The organism is Pseudoalteromonas sp. T1lg24 (assembly GCF_002964745.1).
Taxonomy (GTDB): Bacteria; Pseudomonadota; Gammaproteobacteria; order Enterobacterales; family Alteromonadaceae; genus Pseudoalteromonas; species Pseudoalteromonas spongiae.
In genome coordinates this window covers 296,416-321,515 of the sequence record NZ_PQCB01000004.1, presented here as the reverse complement: position 1 = coordinate 321,515, position 25,100 = coordinate 296,416, and the positions used below count along the sequence as shown (strand labels likewise).

Annotated in this window: 24 protein-coding genes and 1 pseudogene; 5 read left to right on the top strand and 20 right to left on the bottom strand. The window is 42.1% G+C overall.

What is annotated here, in order from left to right:
• Positions 1 to 3: 3 nt before the first annotated feature.
• The 10 genes and pseudogenes from C2M30_RS02780 to C2M30_RS02735 form a co-directional block, all read right to left on the bottom strand.
• A complete protein-coding gene (locus C2M30_RS02780) occupies positions 4 to 474 on the bottom strand; it encodes a phosphatidylglycerophosphatase A family protein (RefSeq protein ID WP_010561684.1) in 471 nt (156 codons plus the stop codon).
• An 11-nt stretch (positions 475 to 485) separates the two neighbouring features.
• Complete coding sequence (thiL, locus tag C2M30_RS02775; RefSeq protein WP_054980019.1) at positions 486 to 1,454, bottom strand: thiamine-phosphate kinase; 969 nt, start codon at positions 1,452 to 1,454, stop codon at positions 486 to 488.
• Positions 1,455 to 1,488: 34 nt separating this feature from the next.
• The gene (gene nusB, locus C2M30_RS02770; RefSeq protein ID WP_010561686.1) at positions 1,489 to 1,902 is read right to left on the bottom strand and encodes a transcription antitermination factor NusB; all 414 of its coding nucleotides are present in this window, start codon (positions 1,900 to 1,902) and stop codon (positions 1,489 to 1,491) included.
• A gap of 9 nt (positions 1,903 to 1,911) precedes the next feature.
• On the bottom strand, positions 1,912 to 2,376 hold the full coding sequence (gene ribH / locus C2M30_RS02765; protein ID WP_010561687.1) for a 6,7-dimethyl-8-ribityllumazine synthase: 465 nt from the start codon (positions 2,374 to 2,376) through the stop codon (positions 1,912 to 1,914).
• Between the two features lie 109 nt (positions 2,377 to 2,485).
• Entirely contained in the window at positions 2,486 to 3,598 is a 1,113-nt protein-coding gene (ribBA, locus tag C2M30_RS02760) for a bifunctional 3,4-dihydroxy-2-butanone-4-phosphate synthase/GTP cyclohydrolase II (protein ID WP_010561688.1), read from the bottom strand.
• A 24-nt stretch (positions 3,599 to 3,622) separates the two neighbouring features.
• Positions 3,623 to 4,282 (bottom strand): riboflavin synthase, encoded by a 660-nt coding sequence (locus tag C2M30_RS02755; RefSeq protein ID WP_105170583.1) that lies wholly within the window; start codon positions 4,280 to 4,282, stop codon positions 3,623 to 3,625.
• Between the two features lies 1 nt (position 4,283).
• On the bottom strand, positions 4,284 to 5,405 hold the full coding sequence (gene ribD, locus C2M30_RS02750; RefSeq protein WP_105170582.1) for a bifunctional diaminohydroxyphosphoribosylaminopyrimidine deaminase/5-amino-6-(5-phosphoribosylamino)uracil reductase RibD: 1,122 nt from the start codon (positions 5,403 to 5,405) through the stop codon (positions 4,284 to 4,286).
• 4 nt (positions 5,406 to 5,409) lie between these two features.
• A complete protein-coding gene (nrdR, locus tag C2M30_RS02745; RefSeq protein ID WP_010561691.1) occupies positions 5,410 to 5,859 on the bottom strand; it encodes a transcriptional regulator NrdR in 450 nt (149 codons plus the stop codon).
• Between the two features lie 70 nt (positions 5,860 to 5,929).
• Positions 5,930 to 7,187, bottom strand: a pseudogene (glyA, locus tag C2M30_RS02740) (serine hydroxymethyltransferase).
• 199 nt (positions 7,188 to 7,386) lie between these two features.
• A complete protein-coding gene (locus C2M30_RS02735; RefSeq protein WP_234004669.1) occupies positions 7,387 to 9,564 on the bottom strand; it encodes a patatin-like phospholipase family protein in 2,178 nt (725 codons plus the stop codon).
• A 195-nt stretch (positions 9,565 to 9,759) separates the two neighbouring features.
• Here C2M30_RS02735 and ettA point away from each other — a divergent pair, with 195 nt between their 5' ends.
• Positions 9,760 to 11,433, top strand: coding sequence for an energy-dependent translational throttle protein EttA (gene ettA / locus C2M30_RS02730; RefSeq protein WP_040641993.1), 1,674 nt, complete (start codon positions 9,760 to 9,762; stop codon positions 11,431 to 11,433).
• Between the two features lie 61 nt (positions 11,434 to 11,494).
• Here ettA and C2M30_RS02725 read toward each other — a convergent pair whose 3' ends face one another.
• Both C2M30_RS02725 and C2M30_RS02720 read right to left on the bottom strand, forming a co-directional pair.
• Entirely contained in the window at positions 11,495 to 12,577 is a 1,083-nt protein-coding gene (locus C2M30_RS02725; protein ID WP_010561694.1) for a rhomboid family intramembrane serine protease, read from the bottom strand.
• 6 nt (positions 12,578 to 12,583) lie between these two features.
• Positions 12,584 to 13,159 carry a hypothetical protein gene (locus C2M30_RS02720; protein WP_010561695.1) on the bottom strand — a complete coding sequence of 192 codons (576 nt, stop codon included), beginning with the start codon at positions 13,157 to 13,159 and terminating at the stop codon, positions 12,584 to 12,586.
• A gap of 124 nt (positions 13,160 to 13,283) precedes the next feature.
• Between C2M30_RS02720 and C2M30_RS02715 the strand changes: the two genes are divergently transcribed.
• Together C2M30_RS02715 and C2M30_RS02710 are read left to right on the top strand one after the other, a co-directional pair.
• Positions 13,284 to 13,655, top strand: coding sequence for a PilZ domain-containing protein (locus tag C2M30_RS02715; protein ID WP_100913861.1), 372 nt, complete (start codon positions 13,284 to 13,286; stop codon positions 13,653 to 13,655).
• A 527-nt stretch (positions 13,656 to 14,182) separates the two neighbouring features.
• Positions 14,183 to 14,467: a hypothetical protein gene (locus tag C2M30_RS02710; protein ID WP_010561697.1), complete on the top strand. Its 285-nt coding sequence runs from the start codon at positions 14,183 to 14,185 to the stop codon at positions 14,465 to 14,467.
• A 59-nt stretch (positions 14,468 to 14,526) separates the two neighbouring features.
• Here C2M30_RS02710 and rraB read toward each other — a convergent pair whose 3' ends face one another.
• The 8 genes from rraB to nudF all read right to left on the bottom strand — a co-directional run bounded on the left by rraB (position 14,527) and on the right by nudF (position 22,444).
• A complete protein-coding gene (rraB, locus tag C2M30_RS02705; protein ID WP_010561698.1) occupies positions 14,527 to 14,862 on the bottom strand; it encodes a ribonuclease E inhibitor RraB in 336 nt (111 codons plus the stop codon).
• Complete coding sequence (locus C2M30_RS02700; RefSeq protein ID WP_100914545.1) at positions 14,837 to 15,574, bottom strand: 1-acylglycerol-3-phosphate O-acyltransferase; 738 nt, start codon at positions 15,572 to 15,574, stop codon at positions 14,837 to 14,839. Before C2M30_RS02700 ends, rraB begins: the two co-directional genes overlap by 26 nt.
• A gap of 141 nt (positions 15,575 to 15,715) precedes the next feature.
• On the bottom strand, positions 15,716 to 18,022 hold the full coding sequence (gene parC, locus C2M30_RS02695; RefSeq protein WP_105170580.1) for a DNA topoisomerase IV subunit A: 2,307 nt from the start codon (positions 18,020 to 18,022) through the stop codon (positions 15,716 to 15,718).
• A 29-nt stretch (positions 18,023 to 18,051) separates the two neighbouring features.
• Positions 18,052 to 19,950, bottom strand: coding sequence for a DNA topoisomerase IV subunit B (gene parE / locus C2M30_RS02690; RefSeq protein WP_010561701.1), 1,899 nt, complete (start codon positions 19,948 to 19,950; stop codon positions 18,052 to 18,054).
• 113 nt (positions 19,951 to 20,063) lie between these two features.
• Entirely contained in the window at positions 20,064 to 20,630 is a 567-nt protein-coding gene (locus tag C2M30_RS02685; RefSeq protein WP_105170579.1) for a YqiA/YcfP family alpha/beta fold hydrolase, read from the bottom strand.
• The gene (locus C2M30_RS02680; protein ID WP_105170578.1) at positions 20,612 to 21,394 is read right to left on the bottom strand and encodes a metallophosphoesterase; all 783 of its coding nucleotides are present in this window, start codon (positions 21,392 to 21,394) and stop codon (positions 20,612 to 20,614) included. Before C2M30_RS02680 ends, C2M30_RS02685 begins: the two co-directional genes overlap by 19 nt.
• Positions 21,381 to 21,827 carry a DUF1249 domain-containing protein gene (locus C2M30_RS02675; protein ID WP_010561704.1) on the bottom strand — a complete coding sequence of 149 codons (447 nt, stop codon included), beginning with the start codon at positions 21,825 to 21,827 and terminating at the stop codon, positions 21,381 to 21,383. The genes C2M30_RS02680 and C2M30_RS02675 overlap by 14 nt, the downstream gene beginning before the upstream one ends.
• Complete coding sequence (gene nudF, locus C2M30_RS02670; RefSeq protein ID WP_105170577.1) at positions 21,821 to 22,444, bottom strand: ADP-ribose diphosphatase; 624 nt, start codon at positions 22,442 to 22,444, stop codon at positions 21,821 to 21,823. Before nudF ends, C2M30_RS02675 begins: the two co-directional genes overlap by 7 nt.
• 194 nt (positions 22,445 to 22,638) lie before the next feature.
• Here nudF and tolC point away from each other — a divergent pair, with 194 nt between their 5' ends.
• Positions 22,639 to 23,919 carry an outer membrane channel protein TolC gene (gene tolC, locus C2M30_RS02665; protein WP_105170576.1) on the top strand — a complete coding sequence of 427 codons (1,281 nt, stop codon included), beginning with the start codon at positions 22,639 to 22,641 and terminating at the stop codon, positions 23,917 to 23,919.
• Positions 23,920 to 24,017: 98 nt separating this feature from the next.
• Positions 24,018 to 24,944, top strand: a complete 927-nt coding sequence (gene lpxL, locus C2M30_RS02660) for an LpxL/LpxP family Kdo(2)-lipid IV(A) lauroyl/palmitoleoyl acyltransferase (protein WP_105170575.1) — start codon at positions 24,018 to 24,020, stop codon at positions 24,942 to 24,944.
• Positions 24,945 to 25,100: the final 156 nt, after the last annotated feature.

The following is a 25,100-nucleotide window of genomic DNA, read 5'->3' as shown; positions in this document are numbered from 1 at the left end:
TTATTAAATTAGCCCGTAATAAACAACTAGCTGTAAACATATAAGTGAAAATATCCCTGCCAGAATATCGTCAACCATAATGCCAAAGCCACCTTTTACGTGTTTATCGAGCAGTGTGATCGGCCAAGGTTTAACAATATCGAAAAAGCGGAATAAGATAAAGCCAACCAGTAAGGTTTGCCACGAAATCGCTGCGCCAATCATGGTGATATAAAAACCCGCCACTTCATCCCAAACAATGGCAGGGTGATCATGTACGCCAGCATCGCGACTTGCAACGTCACAAAACCAAATACCAATAGCGCAAATTGCAATCGCAACAACCAACTGTAGCCACAGCGGCGCCATCATGGTAAGGAAAATAAACGGAATTGCCGCTAAGGTACCAAAGGTGCCAGGTGCTTTAGGCGCCAGCCCTAAGCCAAAACCCAGCGCACAGAAATGTGTAAATTTTTTTAAGTTAAATTGTGCCACGCACACTCCGATTATTCTGCATTAAAGTGCTCAAAGCCACATTGCGTTAATGTTAACGGTTTACCTTCAAGCGTCAATTCAACCTTACCAACATTATTATTGATTTGACCGATACACGACAGAGCAACGCCGTACTGTTTGAGCGTCATTTCAACTGTGGTACGACGTTCTTCCGGTAACGTGAATAGTAGCTGATATTCATCACCATAGGTTAAGGCATAATTAAGCGCTGACTCTAATGGCAATACGTCTTTTATTGTTGCCGCCAGTGGGATATTTTCAGCAAACAATTTTGCGCCAACGCCCGACATCTGACAAATATGGCCGAGATCGGCAATCAAACCATCCGAAATATCAATACAACTGGTTGCTTTGCCACGTAACATCTGCCCTGCAGCCACTTGTGGCGTGGGGTAATCAAACGCTTTATTGGCATTGGCAAACTGCTGCTCAGTAAGCGATACTTTGCCATACTTGCTATCAATTGCGAGCCCAGCATCACCTAAAGACCCCGTAACAAACACCCAATCACCATTTTTTGCACCACTGCGTGTTAACGCGCTGCCATTTGGCACAAAACCTTTGGCACAAATACTAATGGTTAGTGGACCTTGTGTCGTGTCACCACCGACAATTTGCACATTATAGTACTCAGCAATTTCATGCATTCCTTGGGTAAACTGCTCAAGCCATTTTGTCTCGGCGTTTGGCAGCGTAAGCGCCACAGAAATCCACGCAGGCTCTGCGCCCATTGCTGCTAAATCACTTAAGTTTACGGCAAGCGCTCTGTAACCGAGTGCTTTTGGGTCAATATCTTTAAAAAAGTGAACACCTTCAACAAGGGTGTCTGTAGTCACGGCTAATTGACAGTTTTCAGGAACGTTTATCAGTGCTGCATCATCACCAATGCTCAATGAGACATCTTTACGTGCGACACCGCGGCCTTTGAAAAAGTGAGAGATTAATTCAAATTCTTGCATGCACAAAAAAGCCGGCCTAAAGCCGGCTCTCCAATTATTTTTTTCTAAGCTGATTTTGGGTCTTGTCTAGCACCCCATTCACAAACTTATGGCTATCTTCAGCAGCAAATAGTTTTGCCAGCTCAATACCTTCATTGATAGCAACTTTATAAGGTACGTCTTCGCGGAACTTAAGTTCATAACAAGACAGACGCAAAATCGCTTTCTCGATTAAATCGATTTCTTCAAAAGGACGATCTAAATGCGGCGTAACAGCTTCATCTAGTGCCTTATGATTGACTGCAACACCACGTGCTAAGTCTTTAAAATAATCCACATCAATTTTGCTTACATCGTTTTCAACAAGCATTTGTTGTTCGATATCTGCAACCGGATTACCGCTTACTTGCCATGAATAAATTGCTTGTAACGCCAGTTTACGGGCTTTACGTCTAGCTGCTGGTTTCATTAAGTACCCTTAAATTTGTTCTAACAGGTTAACCATTTCTAGCGCACCTAAAGCAGCTTCGCCACCTTTGTTGCCCATTTTGGTGCCCGCACGCTCAATTGCTTGCTCGATGTTTTCAGTTGTTAAAACACCAAACGCTACAGGAATATCGTAGTCTAGCGATACACTTGCTAGGCCTTTGTTTGACTCATTAGCAACTAAGTCAAAGTGCGGCGTACCACCACGAATAATCACACCAAGTGAAATGATTGCATCAAATTCTTTCTTTGCTGCGATGCGCTTAGCTGCTAGAGGAAGCTCTACAGCACCCGGCACATAAACAACGGTAATATCGTCGTCATTTACATCACCAATACGCTTTAAGGTATCAACTGCACCATCAAGTAAGCTTTTACCAATGAAATCGTTAAAGCGAGAAATAACGATAGCAAACTTTTTCCCTTGAGCGTTTAATTTACCTTCAATCACTTTCATTTTATGCCCTTCTCTTTGGCTAATTCATTTATCGCGCAATCGCAAAGGCGCGGATTTTATCATACTAAATTAAATTTTTTTAGGCTTATTTTTAGGCTTGTGGTTGAGCCTATTGCGGCTCAACGTATTCAACTACTTCTAAGCCAAAACCTGAAATCGCATGGTACTTCTTCGGCATGCTCATTAAACGCATTTTATGAATGCCTAAATCAGCCAAAATTTGTGAACCTACACCTACGGTGCGCGATGTACCTTGGAACTTGCGCACGCTCGGGCTTTCGCCTTTGTCTTGTGCTTCAAACGCTTTAAACAGATGTTCAAGTTCTTCTGGGTTTTCGTGTTTCGCTAAAATAACTAATACACCGTTATTTTCAGCGATGTATTTCATCGCACCTGACAGTGTCCAGCTGCGATCGGATGCGCGATCTGACAATAAAATATCGTTAAACGTACTTTGTAAGTGAACACGTACTAAGGTTGCATCATCTTCTTTTACATCACCTTTTTTCATTGCGTAATGAAGTTGACCGTCAATTGTGTCTTTATACGTCACAAGGTCAAACTCACCGTGTTCAGTTGGCAATTTACATTCTGCTACACGTTCAATAGTCGCTTCATTTAAGTTGCGGTATTCAATTAAATCCGCAATTGTACCCATTTTTAAACCGTGCTCTTTAGCAAAAATTTCTAAGTCTGGGCGGCGCGCCATGGTGCCATCTGGATTGAGTATTTCAACGATCACTGAAGATGGCTCGCAGCCTGCTAAGCGCGCTAAATCACAACCGGCTTCTGTGTGTCCTGCACGAGTCAATACACCACCCGGTTGCGCCATAATTGGAAAAATGTGACCTGGCTGTACGATATCTTCAGGTACCGCCCCCTTTGCCACTGCAGCTTGTACTGTGCGTGCACGGTCTGCTGCTGAAATACCCGTTGTTACACCCTTTGCCGCTTCAATCGACATGGTAAAATTGGTAGAAAACTGTGCGCCGTTATTGCTTACCATTAGTGGTAAGTTAAGTTGCTGGCAACGCTCTTGTGTTAGCGTTAAACAAATCAAACCACGGCCATGTGTCGCCATAAAGTTAATTGCATCGGCACTGATGTGCTCAGATGCCATAATTAAGTCGCCTTCATTTTCACGGTCTTCGTCATCCATCAGAATGACCATTTTGCCTAGACGGATATCTTCAATAATTTCTGCTGCAGTGTGTAAGCCCATTTTGTTACCTTTGCTTGCGACTGGTTATCGATTCATAAAGCCAGCTTGCGCTAGAAGCTCATGAGTGAGAGAACTGGTTGGTTTTGCATCTTGCTGTGGCATCATTAAACGCTCTAAATAGCGTGCGAGCTGATCCACTTCTAAATTCACTTTGCTACCTACTTTAAAGCCACTAATCGTGGTTTCACCTGCGGTGTGCGGCACAATAGTTAGCTTAAATTCGTTGTCGTTTATTTCGTTTACCGTAAGGCTAATGCCATCAATGCAAACCGAACCTTTATACGGGATATACTTGAGTAATTGCGCTGGTGCACACAGCCAATAATCGGTTGCACGGGCATTGGTTTCAATACGGGTTACGGTAGCAATGCCGTCTATATGCCCAGAAACCAAATGACCGCCTAAACGCGATTGTGGCATTAACGCTTTTTCAAGGTTAACGGTTTGCCCAACTTGGTAGTTTTCAAAGTTGGTTAACGATAGGGTTTCTTTTGATACATCGGCTACATAGCCGTGGCCTGTTAAAGCAATAACCGTTAGACATACGCCATTGGTTGCGATGCTGTCGCCTAATTTAACATCAGCCAAATCAAGTTTGCCTGAGTTAATGGTAACGCGCATGTCGCCAGCAATCATTTCAATTGCCGCAACGTTTCCGGTTGCTTCTATAATGCCTGTAAACATATTAATTTCTTTTTACTAATGCATGTAGACAGATATCCTGTCCAACTTGCTTGAGTGTGTTTATTTCAAGTTCAGGGACTTGCGACATGGTTGTAAATGTTGGCAAGTTAATCAAGCTCTTACTAATGTGCCCCATCAATTTAGGCGCCATAAACAGAACAAGTTCATCGACCAGCTGTTGTTCAAACATTTTACCTGCCAAGGTTGCGCCCGCTTCTAACAATACTAAGTTAACGCCGCGCTCAGCTAATAATGACAATAAAGCGCGTAAATCTACTTTGCTATTGTTTTGCTCAACCACTACTTGTTCAACAAAATGCGGCCAAGTATGCGATTTATCAAGTGTTGTTCGTGCAATAATTATTTTAGATGGTTGCTGAAATAACGCGAGATCCGGCGTTAGTCGGTTTTGCGAATCAATAATCACGCGTATTGGCTGGCGAGTACTGAGTTTTGCATCAGTATCTGTCAATTCATCAGGGCGGACATTTAGTTTCGCATTATCGATAATAACGGTATCAGCCCCTGACAGTACCGCACAACTTTCTGCCCGTAAATCTTGCACAGCGCGGCGCGATTCACTGGAGGTAATCCATTTACTTTCACCATTTTCAAGTGCCGTTTTGCCATCAAGGCTTGCCGCTAATTTACAGCGAACAAAAGGCAAGTTGGTGCGCATGCGTTTTAAAAAGCCCAAATTGAGTGCTTCGGCTTCATCGTTTAGTAAGCCAAAATCGGTTTCGATTCCGGCATCTTCGAGCATTTTTAAACCGCGTCCTGCGACTTCTGGGTTTGGATCAACCATAGCAGCGACAACGCGGCTAACGCCTGCTTTAATTAGGCCTTCAGCACATGGCGGCGTGCGGCCGTAATGCGAACACGGTTCTAGCGTGACGTACGCGGTTGCCCCTTTAGCGTTATCGCCAGCCATTTTCAGTGCATGCACTTCGGCATGAGGGCCACCTGCTTGAATATGAAAGCCTTCACCGATGATTTGATTATCTTTAACTAAAACACAACCTACGTTGGGGTTAGGTGTGGTGGTAAATCGACCACGCTTTGCAAGCGCGATAGCGCGCGCCATATATTTGTGATCACATTCAGAAAAGCGATTATTGTGCATCTGATTACTCACCTAAGCGTGCGATTTCTTCGCCAAATTCTTTAATGTCTTCAAATGAGCGGTAAACAGAAGCAAAACGTACGTAAGCAACTTTATCGAGTTTTTTCAGCGCTTCCATAATAAATTCGCCGACCGTTTTACTGTCAACTTCGCGCTCACCTGTGGCACGCAATTGCGATTTAATTTGGTGTACTACTTCTTCTACTTGTTCTGTACTGACAGGGCGTTTTTCTAGCGCACGATGCAAACCATTGCGAAGTTTGTCTTCATTAAACGGTTCTCGGCTGCCGTCTTGCTTGATTACACGTGGCATAACCAGTTCTGCGCCTTCAAAGGTAGTAAAACGTTCGTGACATTCATTACATTCGCGACGACGGCGAACCTGATGACCACCACCTACTAAGCGTGAATCGATAACTTTGGTGTCATTGGCTGTACAAAAAGGACAATGCATAAACAACTCTCGAAAGAAAAAAGGCCGCAAAAAAGCGGCCTTATCATATCATGTTAACAATGAGAAAACATTATGCGTAAACAGGGTGTTTTGCACAAATTGCTTTTACTTTCTCACGTACTTCATCTTGTACTTTTGTATCTTCGATGTTGTCTAGCACATCACAGATCCAGCCAGTTTAACTCTTTTGCTTCTGCTTCTTTAAAACCACGACGGGTGATTGCAGGAGAACCAATACGTAGACCAGACGTTACAAACGGAGAACGTGGGTCGTTTGGTACTGAGTTTTTGTTAACTGTAATGTAAGCATTACCAAGTGCTGCGTCCGCATCTTTACCTGTGATATCTTTGTTGATTAGATCAAGTAAGAATAGGTGGTTGTCTGTTTTACCAGAAACAACGTCGTAACCACGTGCTTTAAATACTTCAACCATAGCTTGCGCATTCTTAACAACTTGTGTTTGGTATGCTTTGAACTCTGGCTCTAGTGCTTCTTTAAATGCAACCGCTTTAGCAGCGATTACGTGACATAAAGGACCACCTTGACCACCTGGGAATACCGCAGAGTTTAACTTTTTGTAAATCTCTTCGTCACCACAGTTAGACACGATTAAGCCACCACGAGGACCCGCTAGTGTTTTGTGTGTTGTTGTCGTAACCACGTGTGCAAATGGCACTGGGCTTGGGTAAACGCCTGCAGCAACAAGACCAGCAACGTGTGCCATATCAACTAGCAGGTAAGCACCTACTTTGTCAGCGATTTCACGGAATTTAGCCCAATCAACAATACCTGAGTATGCTGAGAAACCACCGATGATCATTTTAGGCTTGTGCTCTAGTGCTAGCGCTTCAACTTGTGCGTAGTCGATTTCGCCAGTTTCTTCGTTTAGGCCGTACTGAACTGCGTTGTACGTTTTACCTGAGAAGTTTACGTGTGAACCGTGAGTTAGGTGACCGCCGTGTGCAAGGCTCATACCTAAAACTGTGTCGCCCGGCTGAAGTAACGCTTGGAATACTGCCGCGTTTGCTTGTGAACCTGCGTGCGGTTGCACGTTTGCGTAATCTGTACCGAATAATTCGTTAGCGCGATCAATTGCTAATTGCTCAACAACATCAACGTGCTCACAACCACCGTAGTAACGCTTGTAAGGGTAACCTTCCGCGTATTTGTTAGTTAACTGAGAACCTTGTGCTTCAAGTACACGCGGGCTACAGTAGTTTTCAGACGCGATAAGTTCGATGTGCTCTTCTTGACGCTGCTTTTCTTTTTCCATTGCGCCAAATAGTTCTGGATCAAAATCCGAGATATTCATGCTACGTTCTAACATGGTTACTCCTAAATAGAAGATGGTTGTGGGATAAAGGGCGTATTGTACGCTTAAAAAGCGCCCTTGCCTACTTTGTATATGTGAAGTTATTTAAACAGGGATTGAAAATTTTTCACAGTGTATTTTAAATGATATTTTTAAATCGGAATATAAATATTTAAAATACAACACAAATCATTCATTAAATTTAATTATACAACTACCAGTGTTTGCCTAATGATACAAAAAAGCTGGATTCGCCATCGTCGGTTGCGCCAAAACCAAATGCAGCTGGGCCAAAGCGTGTATCGGTGCCAACAAACAAACTGCTAGCAAAAATAAGCTCAGATAAATCGACACTTTGTTGAATATCCCACACATTACCTACTTCAGCACTCACACCAAGGTAAAGTGGCATGCTGGTCATATTAAGCATATCGCGACCTAAATCGTATTGATAAATCACTGCGCCAAACGCTTTTTTAGGACCGTTTAACACGTTTTTACCGTAGCCCGATAAGTTTAAAAAACCGCCCAAGCGCTCAGTATTAACGGTAAATGTACCGTCTGATTCATAACTGGTATACGATGCTGTGCCAACTAAGCCGTGGTGGCGAATAGAAAAAGCGCCGCGCCAATCAATTTTGTATTTACTGGCATAGCGACTGTCGATTGGATCAAGGCGATCGTCATACGCTTCTTTAAAACGCCCATAATAAACACGTAGTCGATTGCCTTGGGTTGGAAAACTAATGCTATCTAAGGTGTCATACATCAAACTGCTGTAAAAACCCGTTTGATCAAAGGGGAATTTATCATTTATCAATGATTTTTGTTCAAGTTCGCCTACATCACGTATTGTGCCAAACTCAAATCGCCAAAAATTATTAATGTTGTAACCGAACGCCAAATTACCACGTAGGTGATTCTTTTCTAAATCAAAGTACGCTTGCGTTACCGTTTGTAGCTTGTATCTGTCTTTAATAAACGCGAGGCGAGCACTCGCATAATAGTCATCTTCAGCGTTTAGTGGTTGATAAAATTCGGTCGCGATATACTCTTCAAAACCAAGCGAGATCTCATTGCGCCAAAGCCCTCCATAGCGATTAATATTGCCGCGCGTAAACGCCATATCAATTGAGAGCACCGAGTTTACTGTCACGTCACTTTGATAATTAGCGCCAAAATCTAAGTAATTTGGCCCCCACGATTTACCCAGTGTTTTTAATACTAACACCCGCCCTTGCTCGGTATCTTTAAATTCGGTTTCAACACGCTCAAATTCATTGAGCGCATAAACGCGATTTACCGCCTGCTGCACATCATGCTCTGACGGAGTGTCTCCTGGGTTAATCGAAAAGTGTTTGAGTATCAATTTATTATTAACGTCTGACAAATTATCCAACGAGATCGCAAGTACTGGGTTATAAATTGGCTGAAACCACACTTGGCTGCGCTCGCGTTTAGCAACTTGATACGCCTCAAATGCACTCGGTGAAATAGCTAAGGCTTGCAGTTTTGGTTCCGCGATTTTTGCAGCGGCAAGGCCGCGCACTAACGACTCTTCTAAATCAGCCCAATCAGTGGTGCTTAAGTCATCAATGTCGGGTCGTATATAAATATCTTTTTCACTTAGCAAACGTTTTTGCCATTGTGTTGAGGCATTGGTCAAAATAGTAGAAAGTTGGCCAAGTACTTCCATGGTTGATGTGAACTCATTTGACTGAGCAAGTGATGCACCTATATCGACGGCTATAACGATGTCTGCACCCATCTCTTTTACTACGTCAACCGGCAAATTATTGGCGATGCCACCATCAACCAGCAAGCGACCATCAATTTCGGTCGGCTGCACAGCCCCGGGTACCGAGGCCGAAGCTTGCATTGCTTCAGCAATACTACCAGATGAAATTACCACGGCTTCACTGGTCGATAAATCGGTCGCAATTGCGCGATACGGGATTGCTAACTGGTCAAAATCATCAAACAAATGCACTGAACGTGTGGAGTTTCGCAATAATCGGCTCATACTTTGCCCGACAAGCAAACCTTTAGATGAGCGCAATGCACCGTCACGAATACCAAAATTCAGCTGTAGATTATATTTATCGCGTAGCTCTTTATCGCGATAGCGTAATACTTCTCTTGGGATATCATCTGAATAGCCTTGGTTCCAATCTTCATTAAGCATAAATTTTTCAATTTCACTTGCTGAATAACCCAAGGCATACATACCTGCAACATAAGCACCAATGCTAGTACCGGCGATATAATCGATTTTTACATTATTCGCTTCAAGTACCTTTAACACACCGATGTGCGCGCCGCCTTTGGCGCCGCCACCACCGAGCACTAAACCTATTTTTGGCTGATTCGATGCAGTCAGTTCAAAACTCATCAATATTGAACAAAATAAAAGATAAAGAGAGGTTTTATTAAGCGCCGGCATAGGTAAGCAATTACTATTATTTTTATGTGACTTTACCTTAACTTAACAGAATGACATTTTAAATCTACTACGACATTGAATGCCCCCATTTATCACACTACAATATGCAGCAATTACATTATTAAAATCACTATAGGATTATTCATGCCTTTACCGGATAAGTTTATCTACACGATGCATCGTGTAAGTAAAGTAGTGCCGCCAAAGCGTACTATTTTAAAAGATATCTCGCTTTCATTTTTCCCTGGCGCAAAAATTGGTGTGCTTGGTTTAAACGGTGCAGGTAAATCTACCTTGCTTCGTATTATGGCGGGTGTTGATACCGAGTTTGAAGGTGAAGCGCGCGCGTTCCCTGATACAAAAATTGGTTACTTACCACAGGAACCTGTACTAGACGAAAACAAAACTGTTCGTGAAACAGTTGAAGAAGCGCTTTCTGAAGTGACGAATGCACTTGCACGTTTAGATGAAGTTTACGCTGAATACGCAATGGACGGCGCGGACTTTGACGCATTGGCAAAAGAGCAAGGTGAACTTGAAGCAATTATTCAGGCGCACGATGGTCACAACCTAGATAATGCACTAGAGCGTGCTGCCGATGCACTTCGTTTACCAGAGTGGGACACGCCAATTAAAGTACTTTCAGGTGGTGAGCGTCGCCGTGTAGCGATTTGTCGTTTATTACTTGAAAAGCCAGACATGCTATTACTCGACGAACCAACTAACCACTTAGATGCTGAATCAGTAGCTTGGTTAGAGCGTTTCTTACACGATTACGAAGGTACTGTTGTGGCGATTACCCACGACCGTTATTTCCTAGATAACGTTGCAGGTTGGATTTTAGAGCTTGACCGTGGTGAAGGTATTCCTTGGGAAGGTAACTACTCATCATGGCTTGAGCAAAAAGATGCGCGTTTGAAGCAAGAAGAAAAAGCGGAAAAAGCACGTCAGAAATCAATTGCGCAAGAACTTGAGTGGGTGCGTTCAAACCCGAAAGGCCGTCAGGCTAAATCGAAAGCACGTATGGCACAATTCTCAGAACTACAACATTCTGATTACCAAAAGCGTAACGAAACCAACGAGCTATTTATTCCACCAGGTCCTCGCCTAGGTGATAAAGTACTAGAAGTAAACAACATCAAAAAAGGCTACGGCGACCGTGTACTAATTGATGATTTAAGCTTCTCAGTACCAAAAGGTGCAATCGTCGGTATTATCGGTGCTAACGGTGCTGGTAAATCAACCTTATTCCGTATGTTAGGCGGTCAAGAAACACCAGATGCAGGTTCATTTGAACTAGGTGAAACTGTTGAACTTGCAACAGTTGACCAGTTCCGTGACGATTTAGATGGTTCAAACACCGTATTCCAAGAATTATCTGAAGGCCAAGATGTATTGAAAATTGGTAACTTTGAAATTGCTAGCCGTGCTTATGTATCGCGCTTTAACTTCAAAGGTAACGACCAGCAAAAATACGTGAAAGATTTATCAGGTGGTGAGCGTAACCGTCTTCACCTAGCTAAGCTGTTAAAAGCTGGCGGCAACATGATCTTACTCGATGAGCCTACCAATGACCTCGACGTTGAAACACTACGTGCCCTTGAGAATGCGATTTTAGAATTCCCAGGCTGTGTAATGTGTATCTCGCACGATCGTTGGTTCCTTGACCGTATTGCTACGCATATTCTTGATTACCGTGATGAAGGTCAAGTTAACTTCTTCGAAGGTAACTACACAGAATACGAAGCATGGCTTAAGAAAACGCTTGGTGCAGAAGCGGCGCAACCTAAGCGTATTAAGTACAAGAAAATCGGTTAATTGATTTTCACACAATACAAAAAAGCCCGCACATTGCGGGCTTTTTAATGCATAAACGTTATTAACGTTTTAGCACAGCTTCTGGCTGATTGAGCAGTTTGATTAATGGGTTTTCAGCAAGCACTTTCTCTTTTAAGAAGTAACCAATCACTAAACCAACAACAAAACCACCGATGTGCGCGCCATAATCAACACCATCTTGTAATACGATTAAACCGAAAATATTAATTGCTATCCAAATTGCAAAGAACCAAACCGCGCTCAGTTTCTTTTGATAAATAACAAACATAAAGGTTAAGCTAGCGTGTCTAAACCACATTAAGTACATGCCAAATAATCCTGCAATTGCACCACTGGCGCCAACTGATGGAATATTCGGGTCTTGTGACATAACTAAGCTAAACAGCGATGCACCTATGCCGCATATTAAATAATACATAAGGTATTTTTTATGGCCGAGCGCATCTTCTAAGTTATCGCCAATAATGTATAAGAAATACATGTTACCCACTAAATGCATTACAGAGCCATGTAAAAAGACGCACGTTAATAAAGTCCAAATCTCTTGGCCGTTGTTAACATCTGCAGGTCTTAGTGCAAAGTTTTCTAATACAAAACCAAAGCTCTCGATATTAAAGAAATACGCACAGAAAATCAGAATGTTAATCGCAATTAAAGACCAGTTCACCCAAGGTTTCGACTTGGTTTTTAAGTTATATTCCACTGGCATTTGCGTTAAAAATTGGAATAAGTAGGTTTTCCAAGATACTTTTTTATTTAGTTCATCAAGTGCACCACGTAACTCAGGACTGTTTTCAACTGACGTAAGTTCATCTTTATCAATCCAGCTACCATCACACTTACGACAAATATCCAGTTCAGTTTGATAATCTTTTAATAAGTGCACCGCTTCTAAATGGCTGCCGCAATCAGGGCAGTTTAATTCTGTGCTACCTTGAGGCTCACCAAAGTGATGGCTATAACATTCGCCAATCGGACCGTCATTAATCTCTTCAATCATGCGATTAACTTGGTTTTTCTCAAACCACAAACCGCCGCACTGACGGCAAACATCAATTTCTTCACCGCAATAATGGGTAACTTCAAGTGCTACATTAACGCACTTTGGACAACGTTTGGTCATAGCTCATTACTCTCCTTTTAATACGCCAATTTGAATATCTTCTTTCGCTAACAAGCGTTTTAGCTCGTCAGCACTGTCTTTAAGTTTTAACAGCGGGCCATTTTTAAAATATTCCGTTTGTTCTAACAATAATTTTGATGCATGGCGTGAACCAATGGCCCAGCGACCTACCTGATCGATGGTGCGGTCGGCTTTACCATAAAAGCGGCGCACTTCAGAAAGAATTTCACTCGGCGTTTCCAAAGTAGTGGGATTGTACTTCATGGTTTGCCAAACGTATTTGTCGAGCATTGGGCGCTGCTCTGTAATCACTACTTTTGGCGGGCTTTTGGCGAGGACTTTTGCGTACGTTTCAATTTCTTTAACCGCGTCATCTAATTCATCGTATAACGACATGCGCAGATAATAGTTATCTTCCATTTTGCTTAACGTATCGAATTTTAGCGCTTGTTCAAGACCGCTTTGTGCAGCTAAATATACACCAACAATTGTCGATACAATCATAAACGCCTGATTTAACCAAAATCCGGTTTTTTTCAATTCACCGTGATCAATCTTTTGTTTTTCAGCGTGTTCTGGCATTGTTTTTCCCTTTAAAAATAAATTCCATAAGTGGCGCCCGCTATTTAAACATATCAGCATGAAAATATTTAATATTTTTTGTTAATCGGCTATGCTTTAAAGATGACGATAAGGAGCGCTCCTAATGCAAGAAAGACGACATTTCACTCGTATTATTTACCACACGCCTGCAAAATTAACTTTTATGGGCGTAGAGTATAACGCTGAAATCCTTGATTTATCGCTTAAAGGTGCACTTTTAAATAAGCCTGATAACTGGCCTACTGCGTGTGATCTTTCGCATCACGCCAAACTAGTATTTCAACTTTCTAACAGTGATATTGCGATTGAGATGTTGGTGTCGCTGGCACATGTTGAAAGTGACCAATTGGGGCTACGCTGTGAGCAAATTGAAATTGACAGTGTGACGCATTTAAAACGCCTTATCGAACTCAACATGGGAGATGAAGAAGAGCTTTATCGTGAGCTTGAGCATTTATCGGTATTAAACGATTAGACGGTTTCAATATCGCAGCAAAAGTTAGCTGCAGGTAATGTGTTTAAAATCGCAACCTCGTTTTGAGGTGACCAACACGCGCTAAAGCGCGTTTTCTATTTATTGTGAGCTTGAAGCTCATTCGCGCAAGTCATTTTTAGCATTGCCACTTCCTCCTTTGTTAACCTTTTTGTCATCAAATGTAGCCAAGACAACTTTTGGATTGATTGCGACTGTATAGATTTAACACCTTTGACAGTCTGTACAACCTCTACCACCATTGTTACCTGTTAAAAAGCGCCCCCTTATACACGCGTTAACCCTGCAAATATTGAATCATTATTTTCATTAAAAACGTGGCGTGTTGAGAGTTTGACAGCGTTGCAATTACACTCATTAAGCGGTACGCCTTAAAAGACAAAAGACTTTATGATTATTGGTACTTATACATTTACGATTAAATTAATTGATAATCATTATCATTTTTATTGACTTGCAATTCTGCGCAGTATAATCTAACCAACATGTAAACCTAGCAGGGAAAAACCATGGAAGTTATTTTGATTGCTTTTTCATTTATTACGGTAATTATTGCAATGTCGTGCTATTTCAAAAGTAACCAATGCGCTGAAAGTATTCGCTTTGATAGCAATAGCCCGATTGGTCTTTATTGGTTGCTGGCGGTCGTATCGTCTGCACTTGCCCTTTTTACAGCAGTTACAGCGTTAGGCGTATATGAAGGAACCCTTGCTTGGTTATCAATTCACACATTGATTTTAGTGCCTGTCTTATTGTTCTCCCCGTTCAAACTCTCACAAGATAAGCCGCAATAAAAAATAGCGCCATTTGGCGCTATTTTTTTGTACTCGATTTGTCAATACAACACAGAAGCTTACTCTTGAAAGTAAGTGCCCCAGCCATCGTATTCCACACCAGCTTTTGCAGCAAGGTCGATAAGTTTATCTACATCTTCAAGAATAAGTTCTGCGTCAAGTTCACATTCAACTACAACGTCAAAGCCCCAAATTTTGCTGCCATCTTCTAATTCAAGTTCAGCTGGATCTTCCACGTCAAAACCAAGTTTGAATGCAGCAAGTGCCGCTTCTTCTAACTTATCAAAATCTTCACATACAAAGTGGTGTTCTACTTCGTACAGTTTGTCTGGGTTTGAGCCGTCTTCTAATAACGACTCAACAATGTCTTCACTTATTTCGCGCCAGTTTTCCACAATCGCTCTCTACTTTAGCATCTAGCTGTTCAATTTTACTCTGCATCATAGCATGAATTCGCTTTGCGTGCTCTCTTGCCGATACATCCTTTTCCAACGAAATCGGATCAAGTAATTCAACATAAATGGTTGGGTTAGCCCAACGATTTAATTTAATACGCCCTGTTGTTGTACTCATACAAACCGGCACAACCTCCACACCGGCTTGCATAGCCGTGTGAAACGCGCCTGTTTTAAATGGTAATAAACCGCGGCCATAACTGCGCGTACCTTCAGGGAATAACCACACAGAAATCTTATCGTTTTTAATTTTTGATGCGGCCTTATCAATTGTGCCTTTTGCTTTCGATTTATTATTGCGGTCAATTAAAATATTGCCTGACAACCAGTACAGCTGGCCAAAAAATGGAATAAAGCGAATGCTTTTTTTACCAATACTTACGGTATTTTCTGGTACCGCATTGGTAACCGTAAACAAATCATAGTTATTTTGATGGTTAGATACATAGACGTAGGATTTATTTTTATCCAGTTTGTCTAATCCCTTCACTTCAACTTTTGCGCCCAGTAACACCTGCATGCTGCCATACCAAGAAGCAAAACGATGAACATGGTTGCGGTTAAACGGCATCACTAAACATAATAGCAAGCCAAAGATCGCACTAAAAAAGATAAAAATCGCAAGTAGTACTAAGCGAACAGCAAATATCAAAATAACGTCTCCAATAACTAAGCGCGCCATTATACGAATTTTAGCTAACATGTGTAAGCTAAAAAACACGGTTTATAAAAAAACCAGCCCGATATTGAGACTGGTTTTCGTTATTTTAACGCTTTTCGACGCAAAGAAGCACTAATCTTCGCTATTTTCCGCATCAATAGCATCGTCGATCAATTCTTGTGCGGCAGTAAACTCGACTTCCATTAAGTCTACACGCTGTAAACCACGCGGTAACTTATTACCTCGTCTGCCACGCTCGCCGTAGTAATGTTCTAAATCACTTGGTTTTAACGTTAGTTTACGCTTACCTGCATGTAACGTAACAGATGCGCCATCTGGCACGATGCCCAGCACTTTAACAAACTCTTCTCGCGATTTGACACGGGCACTCGGAATGGAAATGATCTTATTTCCTTTACCTTTACCTAGTTTTGGCAAATCACGAATTGGGAAGATCAGCATGCGACCCTCGTTGGAGATTGCTAAACAGCGATCTGTCGTAATGTCGTGAATTGGCTGTGGTGTCATTAATAATGCAGCTTCTGGAATCGTTACCAGTGCTTTACCGTTCTTATTTTTACTCACCAAGTCGTTAAACTCGGTAATAAAGCCATAACCTGCATCTGATGCCATCAGGAAGTTGGCTTTTTCTTCACCCATAACCACGTGTTCAAGGTTCGCTCCAGGTGCCACATTAAAGCGCCCTGTCATTGGTTCACCTTGGCTACGCGCAGAAGGTAAACTATGGGTATCGGTTGCAAATGCTCGGCCAGAGCTATCTAAGAATACACTCGGCTGATTGCTGCGCCCTTTAGCAAGAGACTTAAAGCTGTCACCTGATTTATAACTCAGGCCTTCCGCGTCAATATCATGGCCTTTAGCAAAACGTGCCCAGCCTTTTTCAGAAAGCACAACAGTAACGCTTTCTGATGGCATTAAGTCTTTTTCACTTAAGGCTTTAGCTTCACCGCGCTCAACTACAGGCGAACGACGGTCGTCACCATAAAGCTCAGCGGCTTCTTGAATTTCTTTTTTCAGTAGCGTCGACATACGACGCTCTGAACCAAGAATCTGCTCAAGCTTATCGCGCTCTTTGGCAAGCTCGTCTTGCTCACCGCGAATTTTCATTTCTTCTAATTTAGCAAGATGGCGAAGTTTAAGTTCTAAAATAGCTTCCGCTTGCGTTTCAGTGATACCAAAACGCGCCATTAAAACTGGCTTTGGCTCATCTTCGCTGCGGATAATTTCAATTACTTCGTCGATATTTAAAAAGGCAATCAATAAGCCTTCTAAAATATGTAAACGTGCCAATACTTTGTCTAAGCGGTATTGTAAACGGCGACGAACCGTTTCGCGCCTAAACACTAACCACTCAGACAGAATTGTTTTTAAGTCTTTTACTTGAGGACGGCCGTTTAGGCCCAGCATGTTTAAGTTAACACGGTAGTTTTTCTCAAGGTCTGTGGTCGCAAATAAGTGTGCCATAAGTGGCTCAGCTTTTACGCGATTTGAACGCGGCACAATTACAATACGCGTTGGATTTTCATGATCAGATTCATCACGTAAATCAGCAACCATAGGTAATTTTTTAGCGCGCATTTGCGTAGCAATTTGCTCTAACACTTTCGCACCAGAGCACTGATGAGGTAACGCCGTAATGACAATATCGCCTTGCTCTTCAGTATACACAGCGCGCATTTTGATTGAGCCTTTACCACTTGAGTAGATTTTGCGAATTTCAGCCTTAGGCGTAATGATTTCCGCATCCGTTGGGTAATCCGGTGCTTGTACTAAATCAAGCAGCTCTTCAAGTTCGGTTTTTGGTTTATCCAGTAATGTACAACACGCATCTGCCACTTCACGTACGTTGTGCGGCGGAATATCGGTTGCCATACCTACAGCAATACCAGTAATACCATTCAATAAAATATGCGGTAAACGTGCTGGCAGTACTTCCGGCTCCTTCATGGTGCCGTCGAAGTTTGGGATCCAATCGACTGTGCCTTGGCCTAGTTCTTTTAATAAAACCTCAGAGAACTTAGATAAACGTGCTTCGGTGTAACGCATTGCCGCGAAAGACTTAGGATCATCTGCCGCCCCCCAGTTACCTTGACCATCCACCAGCGGATAACGGTAAGAAAACGGCTGCGCCATCAGTACCATGGCTTCATAACACGCGCTATCACCGTGAGGGTGATATTTACCGAGTACATCACCCACGGTACGGGCTGATTTTTTGTATTTTGCCGCTGCCGATAGGCCTAGTTCACTCATCGCGTAAACAATACGACGTTGTACGGGTTTCAAACCGTCGCCAATGTGTGGCAAGGCACGGTCTTTAATTACGTACATTGAGTAATTTAAATAGGCGCTTTGCGTAAACTGCGCCATTGTTTGTTTTTCTATCCCTTGCATCGCGAGGGTATCGAGATCTGACATGCTCGTTTACCTAAATTTTTTAATGCTAGTTATGAGTTCCATGAATCCGCTTGGTCGCCACTGGTTTCTAACCACTCACGACGATCGCTTGAGCGCTTCTTGGCAAGTAACATATCCATTACTTCCAACGTTTCTTCGTCGCCCTCTAAGCTCAGTTGCACTAAGCGGCGAGTATTTGGATCCATTGTCGTCTCGCGCAGCTGCATTGGGTTCATTTCACCCAAGCCTTTAAAGCGTTGCACATTCACTTTGCCACGCTTTTTCTCTGCTTCAATACGGTCTAAAATGCCGGTCTTTTCATCTTCATCAAGAGCATAAAATACTTCTTTACCCACATCGATTCGGTAAAGCGGTGGCATTGCTACATATACGTGCCCTTGCTCTACCAACACTGGAAAGTGTTTTACAAACAGTGCACACAACAAGGTTGCGATGTGTAATCCATCGGAATCCGCATCCGCTAAAATACAAATTTTGTGATAGCGTAGATTAGTTAAATCTTTTGAATCTGGATCCATACCAATCGCTACAGAGATATCATGTACTTCTTGCGACGCAAGAATTTGCCCTGATTCAACTTCCCACGTATTAAGAATTTTACCGCGCAGTGGCATTACCGCTTGGAACTCACGATCACGTGCTTGTTTAGCTGAACCACCCGCCGAGTCACCCTCTACTAAAAAGAGTTCACTGCGCTCGCTTTCTTGCGTGCTACAGTCGGTTAATTTACCCGGTAACGCTGGGCCTGAGGTGATTTTTTTACGAACCACTTTTTTCGCCGCACGCATACGCTTTTGCGCGTTGCTAATACAAATTTCGGCAAGCAACTCGGCAATATCTGTGTGTTCATTAAGCCATAAACTAAACGAATCTTTTACCACACCCGAAACAAATGCTGAGGTTGCACGTGACGATAACTTTTCTTTAGTTTGACCTGCAAATTGTGGGTCCTGCATTTTGACCGAAAGCACATAGCTACAGCGGTCCCAAATATCGTCAGGTGTTAGTTTTACCCCACGCGGTAATAAATTGCGGAATTCACAAAATTCGCGCATTGCTTCTAGCAAACCTTGGCGCAGACCATTTACATGGGTACCACCTTGCGCTGTTGGAATAAGGTTTACATAACTTTCATAAACCCCTTCGCCGCCTTCAGGTAACCACAATACCGCCCAATCTACACCTTCGGTGGAACCGGCAAATTCACCGGTAAATGGTTGTTTCGGTAAAACTTCGTATTCTTTTAACGCATCAGCAAGGTAATCTTTTAAGCCATCTTCAAAAAACCATTCAATGGTTTCTTTAGTTTGCTTATTGATAAAACGAATTTTTAAGCCAGGACACAGAACCGCTTTGGCTTTTAATAAATGCTTGAGCTTTGATAGCGAGAAATTTGCCGAGTCGAAGTAGCTTGGATCAGGCCAAAAGTGTACTGACGTACCGGTATTGCGCTTGCCCACGGTACCGACCTCGGTTAAATCTTGTACCTTATCGCCGTTCTCAAACGCAATTTCATATACTTTTGCATCGCGTCGTACGGTAACTAATACACGCGTTGATAAGGCATTTACGACGGAAATACCTACCCCGTGTAAACCACCTGAGAATTGATAGTTTTTGTTTGAAAACTTACCACCGGCGTGTAGTTTGGTAAGAATAAGCTCAACGCCCGGAATACCTTCTTCGGGGTGAATATCGATTGGCATACCACGGCCATCATCGACTACTTCCAGCGAGTTGTCTTCGTGCAGGATCACATCAATTTTCGATGCATGCCCAGCTAAGGCTTCATCCACACTGTTATCGATAACTTCTTGGCCAAGGTGGTTTGGACGTGTGGTATCGGTATACATGCCGGGACGGCGCTTTACCGGTTCGAGTCCATTTAAAACCTCAATGGCTTCTGCATTATAATCTTGTGTCGTCATGAAATGCGGTTCTTTTTATATTAATTATCTTTGATACCTAGCTGCCCTTTTCTGGGTATTTTTTTACTAGGTTTTAGCGCGTTTTTATAGGTTATTCCCTTATCACTATTGTTTTACGATATTTTCAGGAAATCTACAATAACAGGAAAATAACGTTCGAACCCTATAAAGCTGTGATCGCCAGCAAATTCAACGTGCTGACGGCAGTTTTTATAATAATCGACCGCCTGTGAAAAATCTAATACTTCATCACCCATCTGTTGTAAAAGTAAAATCAACTCAGGCTGTGACAAGTTGGCAATGTAAAACTGCTTTAACTGGTCAACATGACGTTCAGTCACATCGTAGTAGTAATCTTGATACGGGTTGTACTGCGTACCTAGGTAATCATGCATTAGATCAAATGGTGCAACGGCCGGATTAACAACCACCGCTGGCAGTTGATAGCGTTCGGATAAAATAGTCGCAAAGTATCCGCCCAATGAACTGCCAATCAATTTTGTATTAGGTGTCATTAACGCTTCGAGCGTCAGCAAAATTTCACGCGGTTCATGGTTTAATTTTGGTACTAAATACTCAACATCATGATGTTTCGCTAAATACTGACCAAATTGTTGTGCTTTAAATGATTCTGGTGAGCTATTAAAACCATGAATGTATATTACGCGTTGTTTAGCCATACTACCTGAGTGTTTAAACTGCCATTTTGCTGTAATCGTATCATACGAAAGGCAGGACCTAAGTCGACTTGTTGCCAATCGCTGGTATTTTTTTCAAATTGTATCGAGGTGGCGGGCGTAGCAAATACTGCAAACTCGTTAAACAACCAGCTGTATTCGTTGTGAACATGACCATGGATTAACCCTTTCACCTGTTTAAATTGGGTTAATTGTGAAAGCAGTGCTTCACCATTTTCCAACATATGTTTATCAAGATAACCCTGAATGGGGATTGGGTGATGATGAGTAAACAGCATAGTATGCTTGGTATTGCCCGTTAACTCATGTTTTATCTCGTTGAGGTGCGTCTCACTTACACACCCAGCAGGCGTTGGCCCTTTAGAATTAGCCAATAGCACTTGCCAGTGATCATTTTCCAACACTTTGCTGTCGCGAATGCCATACTGACTAAAAATCTCGCGATAAATATCTATTTCGTCGTGATTGCCCGGTAGCCAAAACAACTTATCACTAAGGCCTGCTTGTTGTACCAATTGAGCGAACAAGTGATATGACGCTTCACTGTGGTCTTGTGTTAAATCTCCGCCAAAAATAATCGCATCGCATTCAATTGATTTAATACACGCCAATGTTTTTGCTAAATTATTTGCGGTATTTACACAAAAATATTCACCATTTGGTTCCGCAAAAACATGACTATCGGTGATATGAACCAGTGTTAATTGCGCTTTATCAAAGTGTTCGCGTTGGCTAAACCATGTCATGATCGGTATCCCAGTGGAAAGTACTACGCCCTTGGTTAATACAGTATTCTAACCAATCTTTTAAAAATGCATTCAATTGATATTTTTCATCTTTTTGATGCATATCAGGGTTTGGGTAACCATATGCCGGTTTAACCCGTTTGGGATAATATTTACATACTACTTCTGCAACTTTGGCATCGTGATAGACGCGCACGTTTAAATCAGGTCGCGTAAACCCTATCACTTGGTGGTCTGTTTGTTTAAGCGAGACTAAATTAGTGTAAGGAGATGCTTCTAATACGGTAAGCGTAAATTCAAAACCACCAACCAATACCTTATTCACCGCCCCTCTATCATTTTCTTTTGGCATCAGGCGGTTTATGCGTGCATAGTTTTGCTCACATAAACGAATGTACTTAGGTAAATTTTGTCGATAAGCCTGTGCTAACACGTACGGTACTTCTCTCTTATTGCATCAATATTTAATTTAAGCCACTGCAAGCAAATTACGGTTGCTGCGTTATCCATTTCACCTTCATCAAGTAGTTGAAACGCCTGTTCTACTGGGATTACATGTACCCTAATATCTTCACCTTCTTCAGGTACGCCATAAATGCCACCAGCTTGCGATAAATCCGCTTCACCATAATATAAGTATAAACGCTCTGATGTTCCGCCGGGGCTTGAAAGATACGACAGCATAAACTCAATATTATTAAGTGCTATGCCAGACTCTTCTTTCGCTTCTTTTTTTACCACGGCTTCGTAATCTTTACTGCCATCAGCCATACCCGCAATCACTTCAAGCAACCATGGCGATTTATCATCGTTAAATGCACCAATGCGTATTTGTTCGATAAGCAGCACCGCATCCAATTTTGGATCATAAGGTAAGACTGCCACTGCATCGCCGCGTTCAAATATTTCTCGCACAATCACATCGGATTGCCCGCCAGCAAATAATGCGTGACGAAAGTGATATTCATCAATTTTAAAAAAACCGTTAAAAGTGCGCTTTTTCGCGACGATTTCTACGTCTGATTGCTTGAATTTTGTAATTTTGGCCATATAAAAGGTGATTAATTAGTTTAAAATCTATTCGATAATCTATCGAATTTTCGGTATTTTAGCTGATAAAGTGAATAAAACGAATTTTTCATATTCTGTTACACTTGAATACTTTGTTTTACTGTATTGTTTTTCTAATCAATAAAAAAACACGCTAAGATGCTTTCAAAAATTGTCTGGGGATGACAACCACTATGAAAAAGAAATTACTATCTGCGCTTGTTGCATTAAGCTGTGGCTTTTCAGTTACACACGCTAATGCAGAAGACCTTATGCAAGTATACGAAATTGCACTTGCAAACGATCCTGTTGTACTAAAAGCAAAAGCAACACGTGATGCGCAAAACTACAACACAGACATTGCAATGTCGCGTTTATTACCACAAATTGGCGCATCAATGGGTTATAGCAAAGTTGATGGCGATGCAGGCGATTCTGACACGTTCAGTCGCGGTATTTCACTTAACCAAGACCTATTCAACTTAGGCTCATGGAAGTCACTAAACATTGCAGAAAAGCAAGCGCTACAAGCTGATGCTAGCTACCGATTAGCACAGCAAAACCTGATTGTACGCGTATCAAATGCTTACTTTAACGTACTCGCACGCCAAGATGATTTAGAGTTTGTGCGCGCAGAAAAGCGTGCGATTGAGCGTCAGTTAGAGCAAACGAAACAGCGTCACGCAGTAGGCTTAACAGCAATTACTGACGTACACGAAGCGCAAGCACAGTACGATAACGCAGTAGCCCGTGAAATTGTGGCACTTAACGATGTTGAAACAGCACGTGAAGAACTAGGTGAAATCACAGGTAAATATCACGAAAAGCTTAACGCACTTAATACAGACAAATTCTCAACGGTAAAACCAGCGCGTAAGAGCACTGAGTTTGTTGAATCTGCAAAAGAAAACAATATTTCACTGCAGGTATCACGCGTTTCTGTAGATATTGCGAAAGAGCAAATTGAACAAGCAAAAGCAGGTCATTATCCTAAGCTTACGTTATCAGCATCTTATGGTGATAAATTAGGCGAAACAGGTCCACGCGCTGACCAAACAAGTGTTGGTTTAGACTTCACTGTGCCGATTTATCAAGGTGGCGGTACGCAAGCTGCTGTAAACCAAGCATCTGAGTACTTTGTTGCTGCAAGCCAAGAGTTCGAAAGCGCATACCGCAATGTAAATAAGCAAGTACGTACTTCTTACAACCAAGTAGTGTCAGATATCGCAACTTACCGCGCCCTTGAGCAAGCGGTTGTTTCAGCAGAAAGTGCATTACAAGCAACTGAAGCGGGTTTTGAAGTAGGTACACGTACCATCGTTGATGTATTGCTAAGTACACGTAACTTATATGACGCAAGCCGTAATTTATCTGCGGTACGTTACCGTTACGTAGTTTCTACACTAGGCTTAAAACTTGCTGAAGGTACACTGTCGCGCAGTGATATCGAAGCAATTAACCGCGGTTTAAACTAATCTCGGTGATGTAATTCCACGTGGGAATAAATCAATTCCCACGTTTTCCTCTCTTTTTGTTATACTCGCGCTAATTTTTACTTTTTCCTTCGAATATTGTGATCACTAAAGCGCCATTTTCATATTCTTTTCTTGCTCCAAAATACTGGCTTACTTGGTTAAGTGTGCTGATTTTGTATCTTCTGTCTTGGTTACCGTATCGACTGCAAATTTGGCTAGGTAAGTTATTAGGTCGCCTAGTTTATCGGTTTGTAAAAAAACGCCGTAAAATCGCCGAAGTCAATATTGCGTTAGCCTTTCCCGAACTAGACAAAGCAGCGCAGGCAAAATTAGTAAAAGAGAACTTAGAAAATACCGGCATTGCGATTTTTGAATCGGGTATGGCGTGGTGGTGGCCTCAGTGGCGTGCAAAAAAGCACTTTGGTGGCATTACTGGTTATCACCATATTGAAAAAGCGATTAATAATGGCAAAGGCGTATTGTTGCTGGTTCCTCATATGATGCACTTAGAAGTTGCGGGCCGCATGATGGGAATACAAAACAACGGTGTTGGGTTTTATCGCCCTCACAATAACCCATTAATGGAATACATTATTGTCAATGGTCGCCTACGCTTTAGTGAAGCACTGGTTACAAAGCGCGATGTAAAGAGCTTATTAAAAGCATTAAGCCAACAAAAGTTATGCTATTACTTGCCTGATCAAGACTATGGCCGCAAACGCTCTGAATTTGTACCGTTTTTCGCGGTTAAAGAAACGTGTACTACAACTGGCACGCTTATTTTTGCCAGCAGCAAGAAAAGTGAAACCGTCGCACTATCTACCTACCGTAAGAATAATAAGTACTATCTTGACGTAAGCCCAGTGTTTGAAAACTTCCCAACCGGGAACGATGTTGATGATGTGACACGTGTCAACCAGGCTATGGAAGAGGCTATTGCCAAAGCGCCTGAGCAATATTTGTGGCTTCATCGTCGCTTTAAAACACAAAAAGATCCAAACGCTACGTCGCACTATAAAAAATAATACATAGCCGCTTTACACTTCAAATTGTAAAGCGGCTTTTCATTTAACGCTGTCAAAAAACAGATAAAGTGTTATCACTGTTAGCTTATTACCTAAAAATACGAATTAAGTATTATGCAAATTAGTATTAGGTTACAGCTATTATTGACTTGCTTT